A 16,319-nucleotide genomic window follows, 5' to 3' on the forward strand; every position below is an offset into this window, starting at 1 on the left:
GCAGAACACATGAGGTTTCCTGGGGCCCATTGAATTGGCATGGAATTGCTTTTTGGGGCCGCCCCCGGCTGGTGAAGATCACGAGATCATGCGCTGAACCTTTCTTCCGTCGCCAAGACCCATAATTGTGTCCGAGCCTGCATGCTGGACAATCCCAGGAACGTCAGCCGCTGGCGAGGCACGGCAAGCATTCCACATCAGCAAACGCAGGAGGAGCACATGCGCAAGTCTCTCGCCGTTTTCCTTTCCAGCGTAGCTCTGACCATTGCGGCGTCGACCGCTCTAGCCGGAGAGCAGGTGCTAGAGTTCAAGCTCATCGTCAAGCCTATCGATGTCAAGGTAACGGAGGCAGCAAACGTCGAAGGACAGACGGTCTTGTCCGGCAAATTTTTTGGCGTCACCGTCTTCAAGGACGGCCGTATCGGGGTGAAAGATTTCGTTCATTCCGCAGACTTGCTCAAAGGCTCGGGACCCTACTACGGCTACAGCACCTACACGTTCGAGGAGGGCTCGATCACGGCGCGTTACACCGGCGCGGTCAAAGACGGCCGGTCAAACGGCGAATATACGATCCTCTCGGGCACGGGTGCCTATGCGAACGCTAAGGGCACGGGCACCATCGAAGGCGCGCCGAATCCGTTCAAGGACGTCAATCTCTTCAACATAAAACTGGTCGTTAGAACGCCCGGCACGTAGCAGGCCTTACACGCAGACGCGCCGCCGTCACTTTAGTGCCGTGAGGCGCGGCTTTGCTCATGCGCATGAGTGCTCAATCCGCGAACTGGCCCGCCGCCTTGATGATCGGCGCCCAGCGATCGACCTCGCTGATCAATTTCGCCTTCAGGGCTTCGGGCGTCGCTTCGTTCTGCGGCACGGGCTCGGTGTTGATGTCGTTGAACCGCTTCACCAGATCGGGGTCGCGCAGCGCTTCCTGCAGTGTCTTGGATAGTTTTTGGACGATGTCGTCGGGCGTGCCCTTGGGTGCATAGATGCCGTGCCACGCGCCGAGCTCAAAGCCTTTCAGGCCGGACTCGTCGGCAGCCGGAAGGTCGGGCATCGACGCCAGCCGCGTCTTCGTGGTGATGGCATAGGCCTTGATCAGCTTCGAGGCGATCGGGCCCGTGGTGTTGGTGGTCTGGTCGCAGGAGAGGTCGATCTGCTTGGCGATCAGATCGTTCATGATGGGGGCATTGCCCTTGTATGGCACGGTGAGAATTTCTTTGCCGATCGCGTTCATGAACAACAAGCCGCAGAGATGCGATGCGGCGCCGAGGCCGGCGTTGCCAAAGGTCATCTTGTCGCCATTGGCCTTGATGTAGGTGACGAGTTCGGCGAGCGTGTTGGGCGGCAGGTCGGGACGGCCGATGATCGTCATCGGCGCGTTGGTGACGAGGCCGATCGGCGCGAACGCCGTCTTGGTGTCGTAGGCGAGCTTGCGATAGAGCGTCGCCGCCGTGGAGATGCCGATGTGGTGGATCAGGATCGTGTAGCCGTCCGGTTCGGCGCGCGAGGCCCGCGTCGCCGCGATGGTACCGCCGGCGCCTGTGGCGTTCTCGACCACAATCGTCTGTCCGAGCAGTTTCGACATCGACTGCGCGGTCACCCGTGCCACCGTGTCGGTGGCGCCCCCGGCGGCGAACGGGACCAGCAGCGTGATCGGCCGGCTCGGATAGTTCTGCGCCTGGCTTGCAGAACTGACCATGGCGAACGCGAGCGCGATAGCGGCCGTCTTCCTCATTTGCATCTGCACCTCCCAAATTCTTTGTTGTGATTTGTTGCGCGGACATTTTTGCCTCGCGCGCGATCCGCCACGCCGGTGACAGGCCGTCACACGTTGGAGCTATGGATGGCGTCCACGACGGCCTGGGTGACATCCTTTGTCGTCGCGGTGCCGCCGACATCGGGCGTGATAATGCCGGCGCCCGTGACCGTCTCCACCGCGCGCATCAGCCGGGCCGACGCCTCGGCTTCGCCGAGATGATCGAGCATCTGCGATGCCGTCCAGAAGCTCGCAACCGGGTTGGCGATGCCCTTGCCGGTGATGTCGAACGCCGAGCCGTGGATCGGCTCGAACATCGACGGAAAGCGCCGCTCGGGATCGATGTTCGCGGTCGGGGCCACGCCGAGGCTGCCGGCCAGCGCGCCGGCGAGGTCGGAGAGGATGTCGGCGTGGAGATTGGTCGCCACGATGGTATCGAGGCTTTGCGGCTTCAGCGTCATCCGCACCGTCATCGCATCGACCAGCATCTTGTCCCAGGTGACATCAGGGAATTCCTTCGAGACCTCGTCGGCGATCTCGTCCCACATCACCATGCCGTGCCGCTGCGCATTCGATTTTGTAACCACGGTGAGGAATTTTCGCGGGCGCGACTGCGCCAGCTTGAAGGCGTAGCGCATGATGCGCTGGACCCCGACGCGGGTGAAGACGGCGACTTCGGTGCCGACTTCCTCCGGCAGCCCGCGATGCACCCGCCCGCCACAGCCGGCGTATTCGCCTTCGGAATTTTCACGCACGATCACCCAGTCGAGATCGCCGGGGCCGGCATGGCGCAGCGGCGAGGTGATGCCGGGCAGGATCCTGGTCGGCCGGACATTGGCGTATTGGTCAAAGCCCTGGCAGATCGGCAGGCGCAGGCCCCACAGCGTGATGTGATCAGGGACATCGGGTGCGCCGACCGCGCCGAAATAGATCGCGTCGAATTTCTTGAGCGTGGTGAGCGCATCCGCAGGCATCATCACGCCGTGCTTGCGGTAATAGGCGGAACCCCAATCGAAGGTTTCGACGTTGAATTTCACATCGCCCAGGCGCTTCTGCAGGCTTTCGAGCGCGGTGACACCGGCGGCGATGACCTCGGGACCGATCCCGTCGGCCGGAATTGCCGCGATTGAATATTCACGCATCGAAATCTCCCTGAACCAGCTTGCAGCGCGAGAGCTTGCGGCCTCGGACGAGGGGAGGCAATTGCCTCGCGTTTATACAAAAAATTGATATAATCGAAAACGGGAGGACCGATGGACCTGCATCACTTGCGCTGCTTCGTGGCGGCGGCCGAGGAATTGCATTTCGGCAGGGCGGCGCAGCGGCTCGACATGCTGCCGTCGGCGCTCGGCCGCTTCATCCGCTTGCTCGAAGACGATCTCGGCACGCGGCTGATGGCGCGCACGACGCGAAGCGTCGCGCTGACGGACGATGGCGCCGTGCTGCTGAAGGAAGCGCGAACGTTGCTGGCGCAGGCCGATGCGCTGGCCGGCCGTTTTCGCACGCGCGGCCGCAAGCGGGCCGCGATCATTCGCGTCGGCGCCATCGACAGCGCCGCCGCTGGCCTGTTGCCCCGGCTGCTCCATGATTTCCGCAAGCGGCAGCCCGATGTCACCGTGCAACTGGTCGAGGAGAAGACGGTCCGCCTGCTGCCGCGTCTGTTGTCCGGCCGGCTCGACCTCGCCTTCGTGCGCCCGCCGGAGCGGCCCGACAAGCGGCTCGAGTTTCTGTTCCTGCTGCACGAGACCGCCGTCGTCGCGGTCGCCGAGCGTCATCCGCTCGCAACGCGGAGGCGCGTGACCATCGCCGATCTCGAGAACGCGCCGTTGATCGTGCCCGAACGCCGCTCGCGTCCGCACAGCCATGATCTCACCATGAAACTGTTCGCCGAAGCCGGATGCGAGGCGCGCGTCGCCCAGATCGCCGATGAAAAACAGACCATCGTCAATCTGGTTTCCGCAGGATTGGGCGTCGCCATCGTCCCGCGCTGGACCTCGCGCATGGCAACGCGCGGCGTCCGCTTCATCCGCCTCGCAGCCTCCGACATGAACAAGTTGCCACTCGCCGCCGCCTTCGCGCGGGGAACACGCGATCCCGTGCGCGATGATGTGCTGGAGATGCTGAAAGCCGATCTGCCACGCTATGCGCGAGAGGCGTAGACGCAGTTCAGACGTCGAAAGGTAAGAAGCCGAACTACCGTCGGTATGGCATCCAGTTATTCCTGTTTCGAGAACACCTCACCGACGTAGTCGACCAGTTCGCTAAAGGGGGCGTTGTCGGTTCGCAATAGCCATTCGGTCAATCGAACAGAGTGAACGACTTTGTCGTAGAATAATCGCGTCAGCGTAACTTCCTCGAATAGGTTCTTTAGGAGCTTACCGCCATGAACCACACGGAGCCAATCCAAGTCATCGAGACGGCCCTTCCATTCCTTGGATGCTTCGTAACGCGTGTCCCCGCCATTCAGTGTGAGCCAATCGCGTACGGTATCCGTACTGACTGTTTCACCGCTGTATTCGGAAATGACCGCAGACAAGGCGCTTGGTTGTATGAGATAGCTCTCGTACATTTTTCTGGGAAGAAAGCTCACCATCCCACGAGATCGCTTGCGCAAATCGACAATCTGGCCATCTGTTCTGCCTTCACGGTCAAAGCTGAAAGCCAGAGCGGGCGGCAGTAGAGCATTGGACGAACTCAGGCGTTCGTAGATCTTCCAAATCAAATCCGCGTTTTTCTTTTTTCCTTCGAAGTCGCCCGTGTTCAGCATTGCAACGATCGCCGTGCCGGCCGGAACAACAAAGCCTCGTGCGGCAGCTATTAGCGGAAAGCAAAGCCGTTCTGTGTCGCCTTCAACCCATACAATTTGATCCGCACCAAAAACCTCACCAAGACGGACACCAACTTCGCCTAAGGCGCGACGAACCTCTTGTATCTTGTCTGCCTTTAGCGCTTCGACCCTCGAGAAACCATTTTCCCATCGAATGAGGTGGAGCGTAGACGGTTCGGAGATCGCAACAAGTTCGGCTGCGTGAGTGGAGATAATATACTGATGAGCTTCCTGCTTAAGTATTTGAAATAGCGTTCTCACTGCCGACGGGTGTAAGAAGCTATTGGGTTCGTCCACCACGAAGATTCTAGGAAAGTCCGCGCTTACAAGCGCGAAAAGTATTGCGATGGCCTGCCCCACACCGGTGCCACTTTCGGACAGGTCCACGGCCAATTCAGGATACTCCATATTTGGGTCGATATTCCAAATCGATAATACCGCTTCACCGCTGTCGGCCCGCCGAGCACTTACTCCGTGGATGTTCGGAAATACTTTGTTCAACAACTGGTTGAGACGATCATACCTTGCTCTGCGCTCAAGCTGCAGATTGAGAAGAACGGTTGGGAGATTGGCAGCCCGAGGACCTAATACTTTCTCGCTGCTTAGAGAGGACCGACTGAGCGTCAACCTTTCCGCTCGGGAAAAATAAATTGATCGAAGAAACTGTTGGCGAATTGGCTCAGTTGAAAATCCTTGGCCTTGAATAGCCACTACGGTCCAATTGTCTTTCTCTTTGCTGACCTCAATCAAGGCGCTATATGGCAGTGTTGGCTGTCCAGCAAATGTCCAGCCCGATCCGTTCGGCTCACAAGAAAACGGCATCACTAGCTCCTGTTGTGCAAAGAGCCGGGCAACTTCTGTGCGAGCCTCATTCGAGTCGTTTATAGAAACGGGTATGCTGAGCTGTCCGCCGTTCGCGAGATAAATGTCTTTCAGTTCGCCTCCACTTAACGCGACTTCGATATCGACGCGGCTCGCCGGATTCTGTCGTGCAGGCTTGCCGCTTTCCATTCGCTTGCGGGGATGATTCACGAAGTTTGATAGGTCCAATGCCTCCAGCAATGCTGTTTTGCCTGAGTTGTTTTGTCCTACAATTACGTTGAACATAGTCGCGAAATCGATACGGCTGTCATCGTATGATTTGTAGTTACGAATGCGGATTGATTTGATGTGCACCGTCAAGCGCTTTCTATCGAATTGCAGCTTTGGCGTTCTTATCAACGTATGGTCATTTAAGGCGTAAGCGCTGTGTGCAGTCGCGGCGACCAGAGGGGATACACCAAGCACCTTGGTATAACCGACTGGGGCACGTTCATACCTATCGCCGTCATTGGCATTCTTATCGCGAACGAGAAACGCCCGACAGTATCCTGCCTGACTTCTAGTTCATTAGCTCCCAATGATCTATTCTAACAAAAGTTGAGCACGAAGGAGGAATAGAACCGTGCCGAAGGTCGTTGCGCCGAAATGCTAATTTCTGCAGGCGGATCAACGTGATTTGGGGCGTCCAGTCCACGGAGCAAAAATATTCCGCTTCCGTTGTCGGGCAAATCACCCGCATAACTCGCGCGTCTCACGGCGGATGAGGGGCGTCGGCCATCGTCACGAACGCGCGGTGAGATGCGATGGACGCGGAAGCCATGACTGACGAGGCTGGCTAAAGCGTACGGCGAAGTCGTGTGGTTCTGACGCCGCGGTGCTGGCGTTAAGTTCGTGAGAGGCTCGCCTCTCACGGGCGACGGTGGCAAAAGAGCCGTTCACCGGGAAGAGCACGAAATAAGCCGTAAAGCCATTGCGCAGGGAAGGCCGGAGTGTTCCGCCTGTACCTGTATGCTCGTGTGCGCGTTTTCTGTGCGCAATTGCACGCGAGACCGCGGGTGCAGCGTGCACCCGGTCTTCCCTGCGCCCTCCAGTTTTCGAGGAGGGACAAGTTCAATAGCAAGCCTCGGGTGCAATGCGCCGCGAGATCGCGAACCCACACTCCGTCGTCATCGTCCGCCTTATGCGCAATTGCGCACTGGGGCGGACGATCCAGTATTCCAGAGACGTTAGTGATTGAATCGAGAAGCCGCGGCGCACTGGATACCCGCCTTCGCGGGTATGACAACTTCAGACGCTTTCGCGTCGCTTCTCAGACCGAAAAGCTCGTCCCGCAACCACACGACGCGGTCGCATTCGGATTGACCACGCGGAACGACGCGCCGATCAAATCGTCGACGAAATCGACTTCGGAGCCGGCGAGGAATGGCACCGAGGCCGGATCGACCAGCACCACCGCGCCCTCGCGCGCGATCACGAGGTCGTCCTCGGCCTTGGCATGGTCGACGTCGAATTTGTACTGGAAGCCGGAGCAGCCGCCGCCCTCGACGGAGATGCGCAGCATGGCGCCGTCGCCTTCGACTTTAAGGATTTCGCCGATGCGGCGGGCGGCCCGCTCGCTGACGGTGATGGCAGTGGTCATGGCATGCTCTCCGGCCCGTCATACCCAATTCATTTGGTATGGTCGGCCATACTTGGTATGGCCCGTCAGACATAGTTAAGTGCGTAATCTCGCGGAATCAAATGGATAAGGACTAAAAAATCGTGTCGGTCGGAATGGCTGCCCCCCGTGCGCCTTATGGCTGCGACCCCGATTCCAGCCGCGGCCGGCTGTTTGCGGAGCCGCCGAGCCGAACCCGCAGCCCGTTCCGGCGGGATTGCGACCGGGTGATCCATTCCACCGCGTTCCGCCGCCTCAAGCACAAGACCCAGGTGTTTGTGTTCCACGAGGGCGACCATTACCGCACCCGTCTGACCCATTCGCTGGAAGTGGCGCAGATTGCGCGCGCGCTGGCCCGCCAGCTCGGCCTCGACGAGGACCTGACGGAAACCCTGGCGCTGGCCCATGACCTCGGCCATCCCCCGTTCGGCCATGCCGGCGAGCGGGCACTCGACAAATGCCTCGCCGCCCATGGCGGCTTCGACCACAACGCCCAAGCGCTGCGGGTGGTGACCTCGCTGGAGCATCGCTACCCCGAGTTCGACGGGCTGAACCTGACTTGGGAAACGCTGGAGGGCATCGTCAAGCATAACGGCCCGCTGACCGCGCCGGACGGGGCCCCGGCCGGCCCGTACCGCGAAAGCGGGATTCCGGTCGGCATCGCCGATTTCAATCAGAAGTTCGATCTGGAGCTGTGGAGTTACGCCTCGCTGGAGGCACAGGCCGCGGCCTTTGCCGACGATATCGCCTATGACGCCCATGACATCGACGATGGTCTGCGCGCCGGCCTGTTCGGCGTCGATGATTTGAAGGTCATGCCGCTTACGGCCGCGATCATCGCCGAGATCGACCGGCATTATCCCAATCTCGACGACGCCAGGCGCGGCGCGGAACTGGTGCGCGAGCTGATTTCCTACATGATCGGGGCGGTCATGTCGGAGGCGGGCAGGCGGCTTGCGGCGGGGAAGCCGCAATCGGCCCATGACGTCCGTCACCACCATCAGCCGCTGATCGCCTTTCCGCCCGCGGTCGCCGAGGAGGAAGCCGCGATCAAGGCGTTCCTGAAAGTGCATATGTACCGCCACCACCGCGTCATGCGGGTGATGGGCGAGGCGGAAGGGATCCTGTTCGACCTGTTCGCGCGCTACCAGACCTCCCCGGACGACCTGCCGGCGGAATGGGTCGAGGGCACCGAGCGCGAGAGCGAGGGCGAGCGGGCCCGCCGGATCGGCAATTTCATCGCCGGAATGACCGACCGTTTCGCCTTAATCGAGCACCAAAGGCTTTTTGACTCGACCCCGGATTTGCGTTAGGCGGCGGCCATGTCCGACAAGCCAGCTTCACAACATCTGTTTGCCGACGCGCTGGTGCGCGTGCAGGCGATCTGCGCCGCGCTCGCGGCCGAGGGCCAATGGCCCGCCGACATCGATTTCTCCCGCGTCGTGGTCGAGCCGCCGCGCGATGCCAGCCATGGCGACATGGCGACCAATGCCGCAATGGTGCTCGCCAAGGACGCCAAGGCAAAACCGCGCGAACTCGCCGATAAAATCGCGGAAAAATTGCGCGCCGACGATCTGGTGGCTTCCGTCGAGGTCGCCGGGCCCGGCTTCATCAATCTCACTTTGAAGCCCGAGGTCTGGGCGGGCGAACTGCTCACGATGCTGCGCGAAGGCGCGGCTTACGGCAAAAGCGCGGTCGGCCACGGCGCCAAGGTCGATGTCGAATACGTCTCGGCCAATCCGACCGGACCGATGCATGTCGGCCACTGCCGGGGTGCGGTGTTCGGCGACGCGCTGTGCGGTCTGCTTGACTTTGCCGGCTACGACGTCACGCGCGAATATTACATCAACGACGCTGGCGCGCAGGTCGACGTGCTCGCGCGCTCGGCATTCCTGCGCTACCGGGAAGCGCTTGGCGAAATCATCGGCGAGATTCCGGAAGGGCTCTATCCCGGCGATTACCTCGTGCCGGTCGGGCAGGCGCTGGCGGCCGAGCATGGCGACAAGTTGAAGGCGATGCCGGAGGCATCATGGCTGCCAATCGTCCGCAATAAGTCCATCGCCATGATGATGGACATGATCAAGGGTGATCTCGCCGCGCTCAACATCAAGCATGACGTGTTCTTCTCGGAGCGGTCGCTGATCGAGACCGGCAACAACAAGGTCACCGAGACCATCGATTTCCTGCGCGCCAAGGGTGATATCTACGAAGGCCGCCTGCCGCCGCCGAAAGGCAAGCCGGTCGAGGATTACGAGGACCGCATCCAGACGCTGTTCCGCGCCACCGCCTATGGCGATGACGTCGACCGTCCGCTGATCAAGTCGGACGGCTCCTACACCTATTTCGCTGCCGATATCGCCAATCACAGGAACAAGTTCGACCGCGGCTTCCTCGACATGATCGACGTGTTTGGCGCCGATCATGGCGGTTACATCAAGCGGATGCAGGCGGCGGTAAAAGCGGTCAGCTCTGGCAGGGCGACGCTGGACGTCAAGGTCGTGCAATTGGTCCGGCTCTTGCGCAACGGCGAACCGGTGAAGATGTCGAAACGCTCGGGCGATTTCGTCACGCTGCGCGAAGTGGTCGACGAGGTCGGATCCGACGCCGTGCGGTTCATGATGCTGTTCCGCAAGAACGACGCCGTGCTCGATTTCGACCTTGCCAAGGTGCTCGAACAATCGAAGGACAACCCCGTCTTCTACGTCCAGTACGGGCATGCCCGCGGCCATTCGATCTTCAAGAACGCCCGTGAGGTGGTTCCGGAACTGCCGGAGGACGATGCCGCCCGGTCGGCTTGGCTGGGGGACGCCCCGGTGGCCCTGCTGACCGATCCGGCCGAACTGGACCTTTTGAAACGGCTGGCGCTCTATCCCAGAATAATCGAGGCTGCGGCGGTGGCACATGAGCCGCACCGAATCGCGTTTTATCTATATGATTTGGCCAGTGAATTTCATGCGTTATGGACGAAAGGGCGGGATTTGCCCTATTTACGCTTCATTATAACTAATGATGCAGAGATCACGAGGGCGCGACTGGCGATGGTTCAGGGCGTCGTCTCGGTTCTGGCATCGGGCTTAGCCGTTCTCGGCGTCCACGCCCCGACCGAGATGCGGTAGGCAGGGGCGAAGGCCTTCACGAATGGGGGTTCGTGGGGTATCTGGCAGGGGCCACGCTCGTCATGGTTTGTTTGACATGGCGAGTTGGCGCTGTCCCGTAGGGGATGCATCATCACGATGGCTAATCGATATCAGGACCGACCTTTTCCCTCCGCCGACGAAGATCGCGGCGAGAGTGATCCGCTTGCCGAGCTCGCAAGGCTGATCGGGCAGAATGATCCGCTCGGGGCCGCGGCCAAGCCCGCGCCGCGCCCGCTGCAGTCGCGGGCCAACGTGCGCCCACAGCAATATGATCCGCCGGAAGAGCTGCCCGATGCTCCTCCGAGCCCGCCGGCATGGATGCAGCGCGCGCGCCACGAAACCCCGCTGCCTCCGCCGCCGCTGCCGCAGGAATACAATCAGAAATACGATGACGAGCAGAAATACGATGACGAGCCGGAGTACCAGCCGGCGCCGGTGCATCCCTTGCATCGCTACGCAGCCCAGCCGCCACAGGTACCCGCGTATCAAGCGCCGCCCGCGCAGGACTACGACGAGCAGCCTCAGCAATATGCCGACGAGCCGCAGCAGGACCCGTCGCGCTACGACGATGCGCTGTATGGGCGGTTAGAGACCGGCGAGCACGACTATCAGCGCGATCCGGCCTATCCGGACGATCCCTACGCTTACCAGGGCGAATATGAGGAAGAGCCCGCGCCGAAGAAGCGCTCGAGCGGCCTGATGACGGTTGCCGCCGTGCTGGCGCTGGCCGTGGTGGGGACGGGGGCTGCCTTTGCCTATCGCACCTTTGTCGGCTCGCCCCGCTCGGGCGAGCCGCCGATCATCAGGGCCGACAACAGCCCGACCAAGGTGGTGCCGGCGCAGTCCGACGCAAGTGCCGCCAAGAACCCTGACCGCATGCTGTCAGGCGATGGCGGCGAGAGGCTGGTGTCACGCGAAGAGACGCCCGTCGACGTCAATTCCCGCTCGGGGGCACCCCGCGTGGTGTTTCCGCCGTTGAACCAGAACGCCAACCCGCCGCCGGCCTCAAGTGTATCGCCGTCGGCGCCGATGCCTGCCGCCACCGGTACGATGCCGAACAACGAGCCGCGCAGGATCAAGACGCTCGCCGTCAAGGGCGACGCCGCTGACAATGGCGGCATCCCGGCAGGCGCCAGCGCGCCGCCGCCGAAGCCGCCGACGCGCAGCGTCGCTGCCCCGGCCGCGGCTCCCGCTGCCCCGCCGGCGCGTAACCCGGCTTCCGCCAATGCCAGCGCCAACACGCCGATGTCGCTCGCGCCTCAGGCGTCCGAATCGGAGTCGTCAACCCGCGTGGCTGCGACCAACCCCACGCAAACCGCGCCGGCCGCAGCTTCCGAGGGTGGGGGCAGCTTTCTGGTATCGGTGACGTCGCAGGACAGCGAATCCGCGGCCAGGGAGTCGTTCCGCGCGGCGCAGGGCAAGTATGCGTCCGTGCTCGGTTCCCGTTCGCCTGTCATCAGGCGGGTGGATCTGGCTGATGGGAAGACCAAGTATCGCGCCATGGTCGGCCCGTACCGCACGCGGCAGGAGGCCGTGCAGTTCTGCACCGAACTGAAGTCTGCTGGCGGGCAGTGCTTTATCCCGTAGAATTATCTTCGGTTTCCTTGACCGCGGAGCCGTGAGGGGCCTAATCGGCCCCCATGAGCAGCCGCGCATTCATCACAGGCGTATCGGGACTGGAACTCAGCGCCACGGAGCGCGAGTTCATCCGTGCCGAGCGCCCATGGGGCTTCATCCTGTTCAAACGCAATGTCGAGACGCCAAGTCAAGTATCTGACCTCGTTGGCGAATTGCGGGATTGTGTGGGCGAGGCGGATGCCCCGGTGCTGATCGACCAGGAGGGCGGGCGGGTGGCCCGGCTGGGGCCGCCGCATTGGCCGGTCTATCCGCCCGGCGCCGCCTTCGGGGCGCTGTACGACCTCGACAAGGCGCTGGGGCTGAAGGCTGCGCGGCTCAGCTCGCGCCTGATCGCGGCCGACCTGATCGACCTCGGCGTCACCGTCGACTGCCTGCCGCTGGCGGATGTCCCGGTGGCCGGGGCCGACGCCGTGATCGGCAACCGGGCCTATGGAACCGAGCCGGGCAAGGTCGCAGCGATCGCCCGCGCTGTCACCGAGGGGCTGGAGCAGGGCGGCGTCCTGCCCGTCCTGAAGCACATTCCCGGCCATGGAAGGGCCACTGCGGATAGCCATTTGCGGCTCCCGACCGTTGATACGTCGCGAGAAGAGCTGGATCGGACCGATTTCGCCGCCTTTCAACCGCTGGCGGACCTGCCGATGGCCATGACCGCACATGTTGTGTTTAGCGCATTAGACCCCGCCCAACCGGCGACGACTTCTGCGACAATCATCCGGCAGGTGATTCGCGGCGTAATTGGGTTCCAAGGCTTGTTGATGAGTGATGACGTGTCCATGAATGCATTGGCGGGATCAATCGCCGAGCGGACCCGCGCCATCGTCAACGCCGGCTGCGACATGGTCCTGCATTGCAACGGCAAGCTCGACGAGATGCGCGATGTGGCGCGCGAGACGCCTGAGCTGGCTGATGAGGCCTTGAATCGCGCCACTCGGGCGCTGGCCTCGCGAAAACAGCCTGAGCCCTTCGACCGGCAGGCGGCACGGGCTGAACTGGAAGCGTTGACGGATCGGGTAGGAAAGGCATGACCGCGGAAATTCTATCGTTTGAAACCGGACGGCCCGCCGAAATCCCCGACGGCGAGGCGGCGCTGGTTGTCGACGTCGAGGGGTATGAGGGCCCGCTCGACCTGCTACTGACGCTGGCGCGGCAGCAGAAGGTCGATCTCGCCAAGATTTCGATTCTGGCGCTGGCCGATCAGTATCTGACGTTCATCGAGGCCGCGCGAAAGATCCGCCTCGAACTCGCGGCCGATTACCTCGTGATGGCCGCCTGGCTGGCATACCTGAAATCGCGCCTGCTGCTGCCCGAACCGCCGACGCCGGACGGACCGAGCGCGGAGGAAATGGCGACCGCGCTCGCCAACCGGCTGCGGCGGCTCGAGGCCATCCGCGAAGCCGCCAACCGGCTGATGAACCGGCCGCAGTTCCAGCGCGATATCTTTCCGCGCGGTAATCCGGAATCGATCGCCGAAATCAAGCATCCCAAATTCACCGCCACGCTGTTCGACCTGCTCACGGCCTATGCCGTGCAGCGTCAGCAGCGCGTGCTGGCGACGGTGCATCTGGCCAAGCGCACGGTGTGGTCGCTGGCCGAAGCGCGCGCCTCGCTGGAGCGGCTGGTCGGCATGACCGAGGCCGAGGACTGGAGCTGCCTCGACGATTACCTGCTCAGCTACGTGGTCGATCCCTCGCAGCGGGCGACGGTGTTCGCGTCGAGCTTCGCTGCAGCACTCGAACTGGTGCGCGAAGGCGAGATGGAATTGAACCAGAAAGAGGCGTTCGCGCCGCTGTATTTTCGTAAGCGTCCGCCGCAGGCAGCGATGCCCGCGCCGGATATGACGGTCGAGTAGTGGAAGGAGACCTAGCCATGGCAAGCCTGGCGGAAAAACGCATGGAAGATGCCGAGGATCATCCCATCGACCAGAACACCGAAGTTGAGGCGCGGCCCGAGGAATTGCGGCTTCTCGAAGCGCTGCTGTTTGCCTCTGCCGAGCCGATCGATCAGGCGGCGCTTGCCAAGCGCATGCCCGATGGCGTCGACGTCAAGGCAGCGCTGGCGCAACTGCAGGCGGAATATGCCCCGCGCGGCGTCAATCTGGTGCGCGTCGCCAACAAATGGACGTTTCGCACCGCGGGCGATCTGTCGTGGCTGATGACGCGCGAAAGCACGGAGACGCGGCGCCTGTCGCGGGCGGCGATCGAGGTGCTCGCGATCATCGCCTATCACCAGCCGGTGACGCGCGCCGAGATCGAGGATATCCGCGGCGTGATCACATCCAAGGGAACACTCGACGTGCTCCTGGAAACCGGCTGGATCCGCCCCCGTGGCCGCCGCAAGACGCCGGGCCGGCCGCTGACCTTCGGCACAACGGAAGCGTTCCTGTCGCAGTTCAGCCTGGAAGCACTCGGCGACCTGCCGGGCCTGGACGAGCTGAAGGGGACGGGGCTACTGGATTCGCGGCTGCCTTCCGGCTTCAGCGTTCCGACGCCGTCGGACGACGCGGCACTGCGTGAGGACGAGGATCCGCTCGACGCCGGCGATACTCTGGAACTCCTGCTGGCACCGGCCGCCGAGCCCGAAGAGGGCGGTGGAGCTGGTTCTGAAGGCTCAACCGGCTAGCCCCGCAAGCGGGGTTAATGATAGCCATAATCCGTAGCCGCGACAGCGATTTGCCGCGGCAGGGGTCCTTGTTTTTGACACCTCTCGGGCCTACCTTCCGCCAAAGCTTGGCCGGAAACCGGCCGTCTCTTTTGGAGGGTTGCAGGATGGGTTCGCTTAGCATTTGGCACTGGATCGTCGTGATCGCAGTGGTCCTGCTGTTGTTCGGCCGTGGCAAGATTTCCGACCTGATGGGTGATGTTGCAAATGGCATCAAGGCCTTCAAGAAGGGCATGCAGGACGACGAGAAGGCGCCCGAAAAGCCGGCCGAGCCGGTGAAGACCATCGATCACAATGCGACGCCGGCGCCGACGGCGGCACGGACGGATGTCGGCAGCAAGGCTGTCTGAACCCAGGCATCTTGAACCAGGCGTCGGTTGAAAGCCGGTTTGAGAAAAGGCGCGGGCGTCCCCAAATCTTGCTAGATAGGGATTTGGGCGCGGACGTCTCGTGCGAGCGGAAGAATTCATGTTCGACATCGGGTGGAGTGAACTGGTCGTCATCGCGGTTGTCGCGCTGATTGCCATCGGCCCGAAAGAGCTGCCGGGCGTGTTGCGCATGGTCGGGCAATGGATGGGCAAGGCGCGCAAGATGGCGTCCGAATTCCAGGGCCAGTTCCAGGAGGCCATGCGGGAGGCCGAAATGGCCGACCTCAAGAAGAGCTTTGACGAGGTCAAGGACGTGGCGACAGGCCTCTCCCCCGCCAACGTCATGACCTCGCTGCAGAAGGACGTCAGCGACGCCCTGCAGATCGGCGACATCGACAAGCCCGCCACCGCTCCCAACGATGCCCAGGTGGCGTCCGCGATCGGCGAACCCGTTACCCCGACCACGCCGGCCGCACCGACGCCGGAGACCTTCGCCGAAGCCGAGGCGCATGCGGCGGCGTCCGAGCCGCTGGCGATCACGCGTGAAGTTCAGGCGGCGGCGCAGGATATCGCGCCGGCGGCGCCTGACGTTCTCAAGGACGCCAAAGCGTCATGACCATCGAGGACATCGAGGCCAGCAAGGCGCCGTTGATGGATCATTTGATCGAGCTGCGCTCGCGGCTGATCAAGGCGCTGTTGGCCTTCGGCATAGCGTTCATCTTCTGCTTCTTCTTCGCCAAGCAGATCTACAACGTGCTGGTCTGGCCGTTCGTCTGGGTCGCGGGCGCCGAAAATTCGAAATTCATCTACACCGCGCTGTTGGAATATTTCCTGACCCAGTTGAAGCTGGCGATGTTCGGCGCTGCCTTCATCTCGTTCCCGATCGTTGCCGGGCAGATCTACATGTTCGTGGCGCCTGGCCTCTACAAGCACGAGCGCGGCGCGTTCCTGCCTTACCTGGTCGCCACGCCGTTCTTTTTCCTGCTCGGCTCGCTCCTGGTTTACTTCATCGTGCTGCCGATGCTGGTGCGGTTCTCGCTCGGCATGCAACAGATGGGCGGCGACGAAACCGCGCAGATCCAGTTGTTGCCGAAGGTCGGCGAGTATCTGTCGCTAATGATGTCGCTGATCTTCGCCTTCGGCATCGCATTCCAGCTGCCGGTGATCCTGACGCTTTTGGGGAGGATCGGCATCGTCACCTCGCAGATGCTTCGCGAGAAGCGGCGCTATTTCATCGTCATCGCCTTCGTGATCGCCGCCGTCCTGACGCCGCCCGACGTGATCAGCCAGGCCTCGCTCGCGATACCGCTGCTGCTGCTCTACGAGGGCGCCATCGTTGCCGTCCGCATGGTGGAAAAGAAGGCCGCGGCCGCGCAGGCCTCGACCACGCCTCCGCCCACCAGCCCGCCCCCGGAAGCCAATCCGGCCGAGTAGGGGCGCTACAGTCGCGCCG

The 16,319-nt window shown here is 62.3% G+C and carries 15 protein-coding genes; 11 read left to right on the forward strand and 4 right to left on the reverse strand.

The window, feature by feature from the left end; translation table 11 throughout:
* Positions 1-141: 141 nt before the first annotated feature.
* Positions 142-696, forward strand: coding sequence for a hypothetical protein (locus V1294_RS20525; protein ID WP_334481001.1), 555 nt, complete (start codon positions 142-144; stop codon positions 694-696).
* A 73-nt stretch (positions 697-769) separates the two neighbouring features.
* Here the strand turns inward: V1294_RS20525 and V1294_RS20530 are convergent, their stop codons facing one another.
* Entirely contained in the window at positions 770-1,738 is a 969-nt protein-coding gene (locus V1294_RS20530; protein WP_334504739.1) for a tripartite tricarboxylate transporter substrate binding protein BugD, read from the reverse strand.
* An 89-nt stretch (positions 1,739-1,827) separates the two neighbouring features.
* Entirely contained in the window at positions 1,828-2,901 is a 1,074-nt protein-coding gene (locus tag V1294_RS20535; protein WP_334499679.1) for a tartrate dehydrogenase, read from the reverse strand.
* A 111-nt stretch (positions 2,902-3,012) separates the two neighbouring features.
* On the opposite strand from V1294_RS20535, the gene V1294_RS20540 reads away from it, so the two are divergent.
* The gene (locus tag V1294_RS20540) at positions 3,013-3,918 is read left to right on the forward strand and encodes a LysR family transcriptional regulator (RefSeq protein ID WP_334499680.1); all 906 of its coding nucleotides are present in this window, start codon (positions 3,013-3,015) and stop codon (positions 3,916-3,918) included.
* Between the two features lie 56 nt (positions 3,919-3,974).
* Here V1294_RS20540 and V1294_RS20545 read toward each other — a convergent pair whose 3' ends face one another.
* Positions 3,975-5,762, reverse strand: coding sequence for an AAA family ATPase (locus tag V1294_RS20545; protein WP_334504741.1), 1,788 nt, complete (start codon positions 5,760-5,762; stop codon positions 3,975-3,977).
* A gap of 955 nt (positions 5,763-6,717) precedes the next feature.
* Entirely contained in the window at positions 6,718-7,047 is a 330-nt protein-coding gene (gene erpA / locus V1294_RS20550) for an iron-sulfur cluster insertion protein ErpA (protein ID WP_108515995.1), read from the reverse strand.
* A 122-nt stretch (positions 7,048-7,169) separates the two neighbouring features.
* Here erpA and V1294_RS20555 point away from each other — a divergent pair, with 122 nt between their 5' ends.
* The 9 genes from V1294_RS20555 (at position 7,170) to tatC (ending at position 16,300) form a co-directional block, all read left to right on the forward strand.
* A complete protein-coding gene (locus V1294_RS20555) occupies positions 7,170-8,378 on the forward strand; it encodes a deoxyguanosinetriphosphate triphosphohydrolase (protein WP_334480997.1) in 1,209 nt (402 codons plus the stop codon).
* A gap of 9 nt (positions 8,379-8,387) precedes the next feature.
* Entirely contained in the window at positions 8,388-10,181 is a 1,794-nt protein-coding gene (gene argS / locus V1294_RS20560) for an arginine--tRNA ligase (protein ID WP_334499681.1), read from the forward strand.
* A 117-nt stretch (positions 10,182-10,298) separates the two neighbouring features.
* A complete protein-coding gene (locus V1294_RS20565; protein WP_334499683.1) occupies positions 10,299-11,789 on the forward strand; it encodes an SPOR domain-containing protein in 1,491 nt (496 codons plus the stop codon).
* Between the two features lie 53 nt (positions 11,790-11,842).
* Positions 11,843-12,865 (forward strand): beta-N-acetylhexosaminidase, encoded by a 1,023-nt coding sequence (gene nagZ, locus V1294_RS20570; RefSeq protein ID WP_334499684.1) that lies wholly within the window; start codon positions 11,843-11,845, stop codon positions 12,863-12,865.
* Positions 12,862-13,689, forward strand: a complete 828-nt coding sequence (locus V1294_RS20575) for a segregation and condensation protein A (RefSeq protein WP_334480990.1) — start codon at positions 12,862-12,864, stop codon at positions 13,687-13,689. Before nagZ ends, V1294_RS20575 begins: the two co-directional genes overlap by 4 nt.
* A gap of 17 nt (positions 13,690-13,706) precedes the next feature.
* Entirely contained in the window at positions 13,707-14,459 is a 753-nt protein-coding gene (gene scpB, locus V1294_RS20580) for an SMC-Scp complex subunit ScpB (protein ID WP_334499685.1), read from the forward strand.
* A gap of 146 nt (positions 14,460-14,605) precedes the next feature.
* On the forward strand, positions 14,606-14,848 hold the full coding sequence (locus tag V1294_RS20585; RefSeq protein ID WP_057854630.1) for a twin-arginine translocase TatA/TatE family subunit: 243 nt from the start codon (positions 14,606-14,608) through the stop codon (positions 14,846-14,848).
* A gap of 118 nt (positions 14,849-14,966) precedes the next feature.
* Entirely contained in the window at positions 14,967-15,482 is a 516-nt protein-coding gene (gene tatB / locus V1294_RS20590) for a Sec-independent protein translocase protein TatB (RefSeq protein WP_334480985.1), read from the forward strand.
* Complete coding sequence (tatC, locus tag V1294_RS20595) at positions 15,479-16,300, forward strand: twin-arginine translocase subunit TatC (RefSeq protein ID WP_334499687.1); 822 nt, start codon at positions 15,479-15,481, stop codon at positions 16,298-16,300. The genes tatB and tatC overlap by 4 nt, the downstream gene beginning before the upstream one ends.
* Positions 16,301-16,319: the final 19 nt, after the last annotated feature.

It is taken from the genome of Bradyrhizobium sp. AZCC 1678 (assembly GCF_036924765.1).
GTDB classification, from domain to species: Bacteria; Pseudomonadota; Alphaproteobacteria; order Rhizobiales; family Xanthobacteraceae; genus Bradyrhizobium; species Bradyrhizobium algeriense.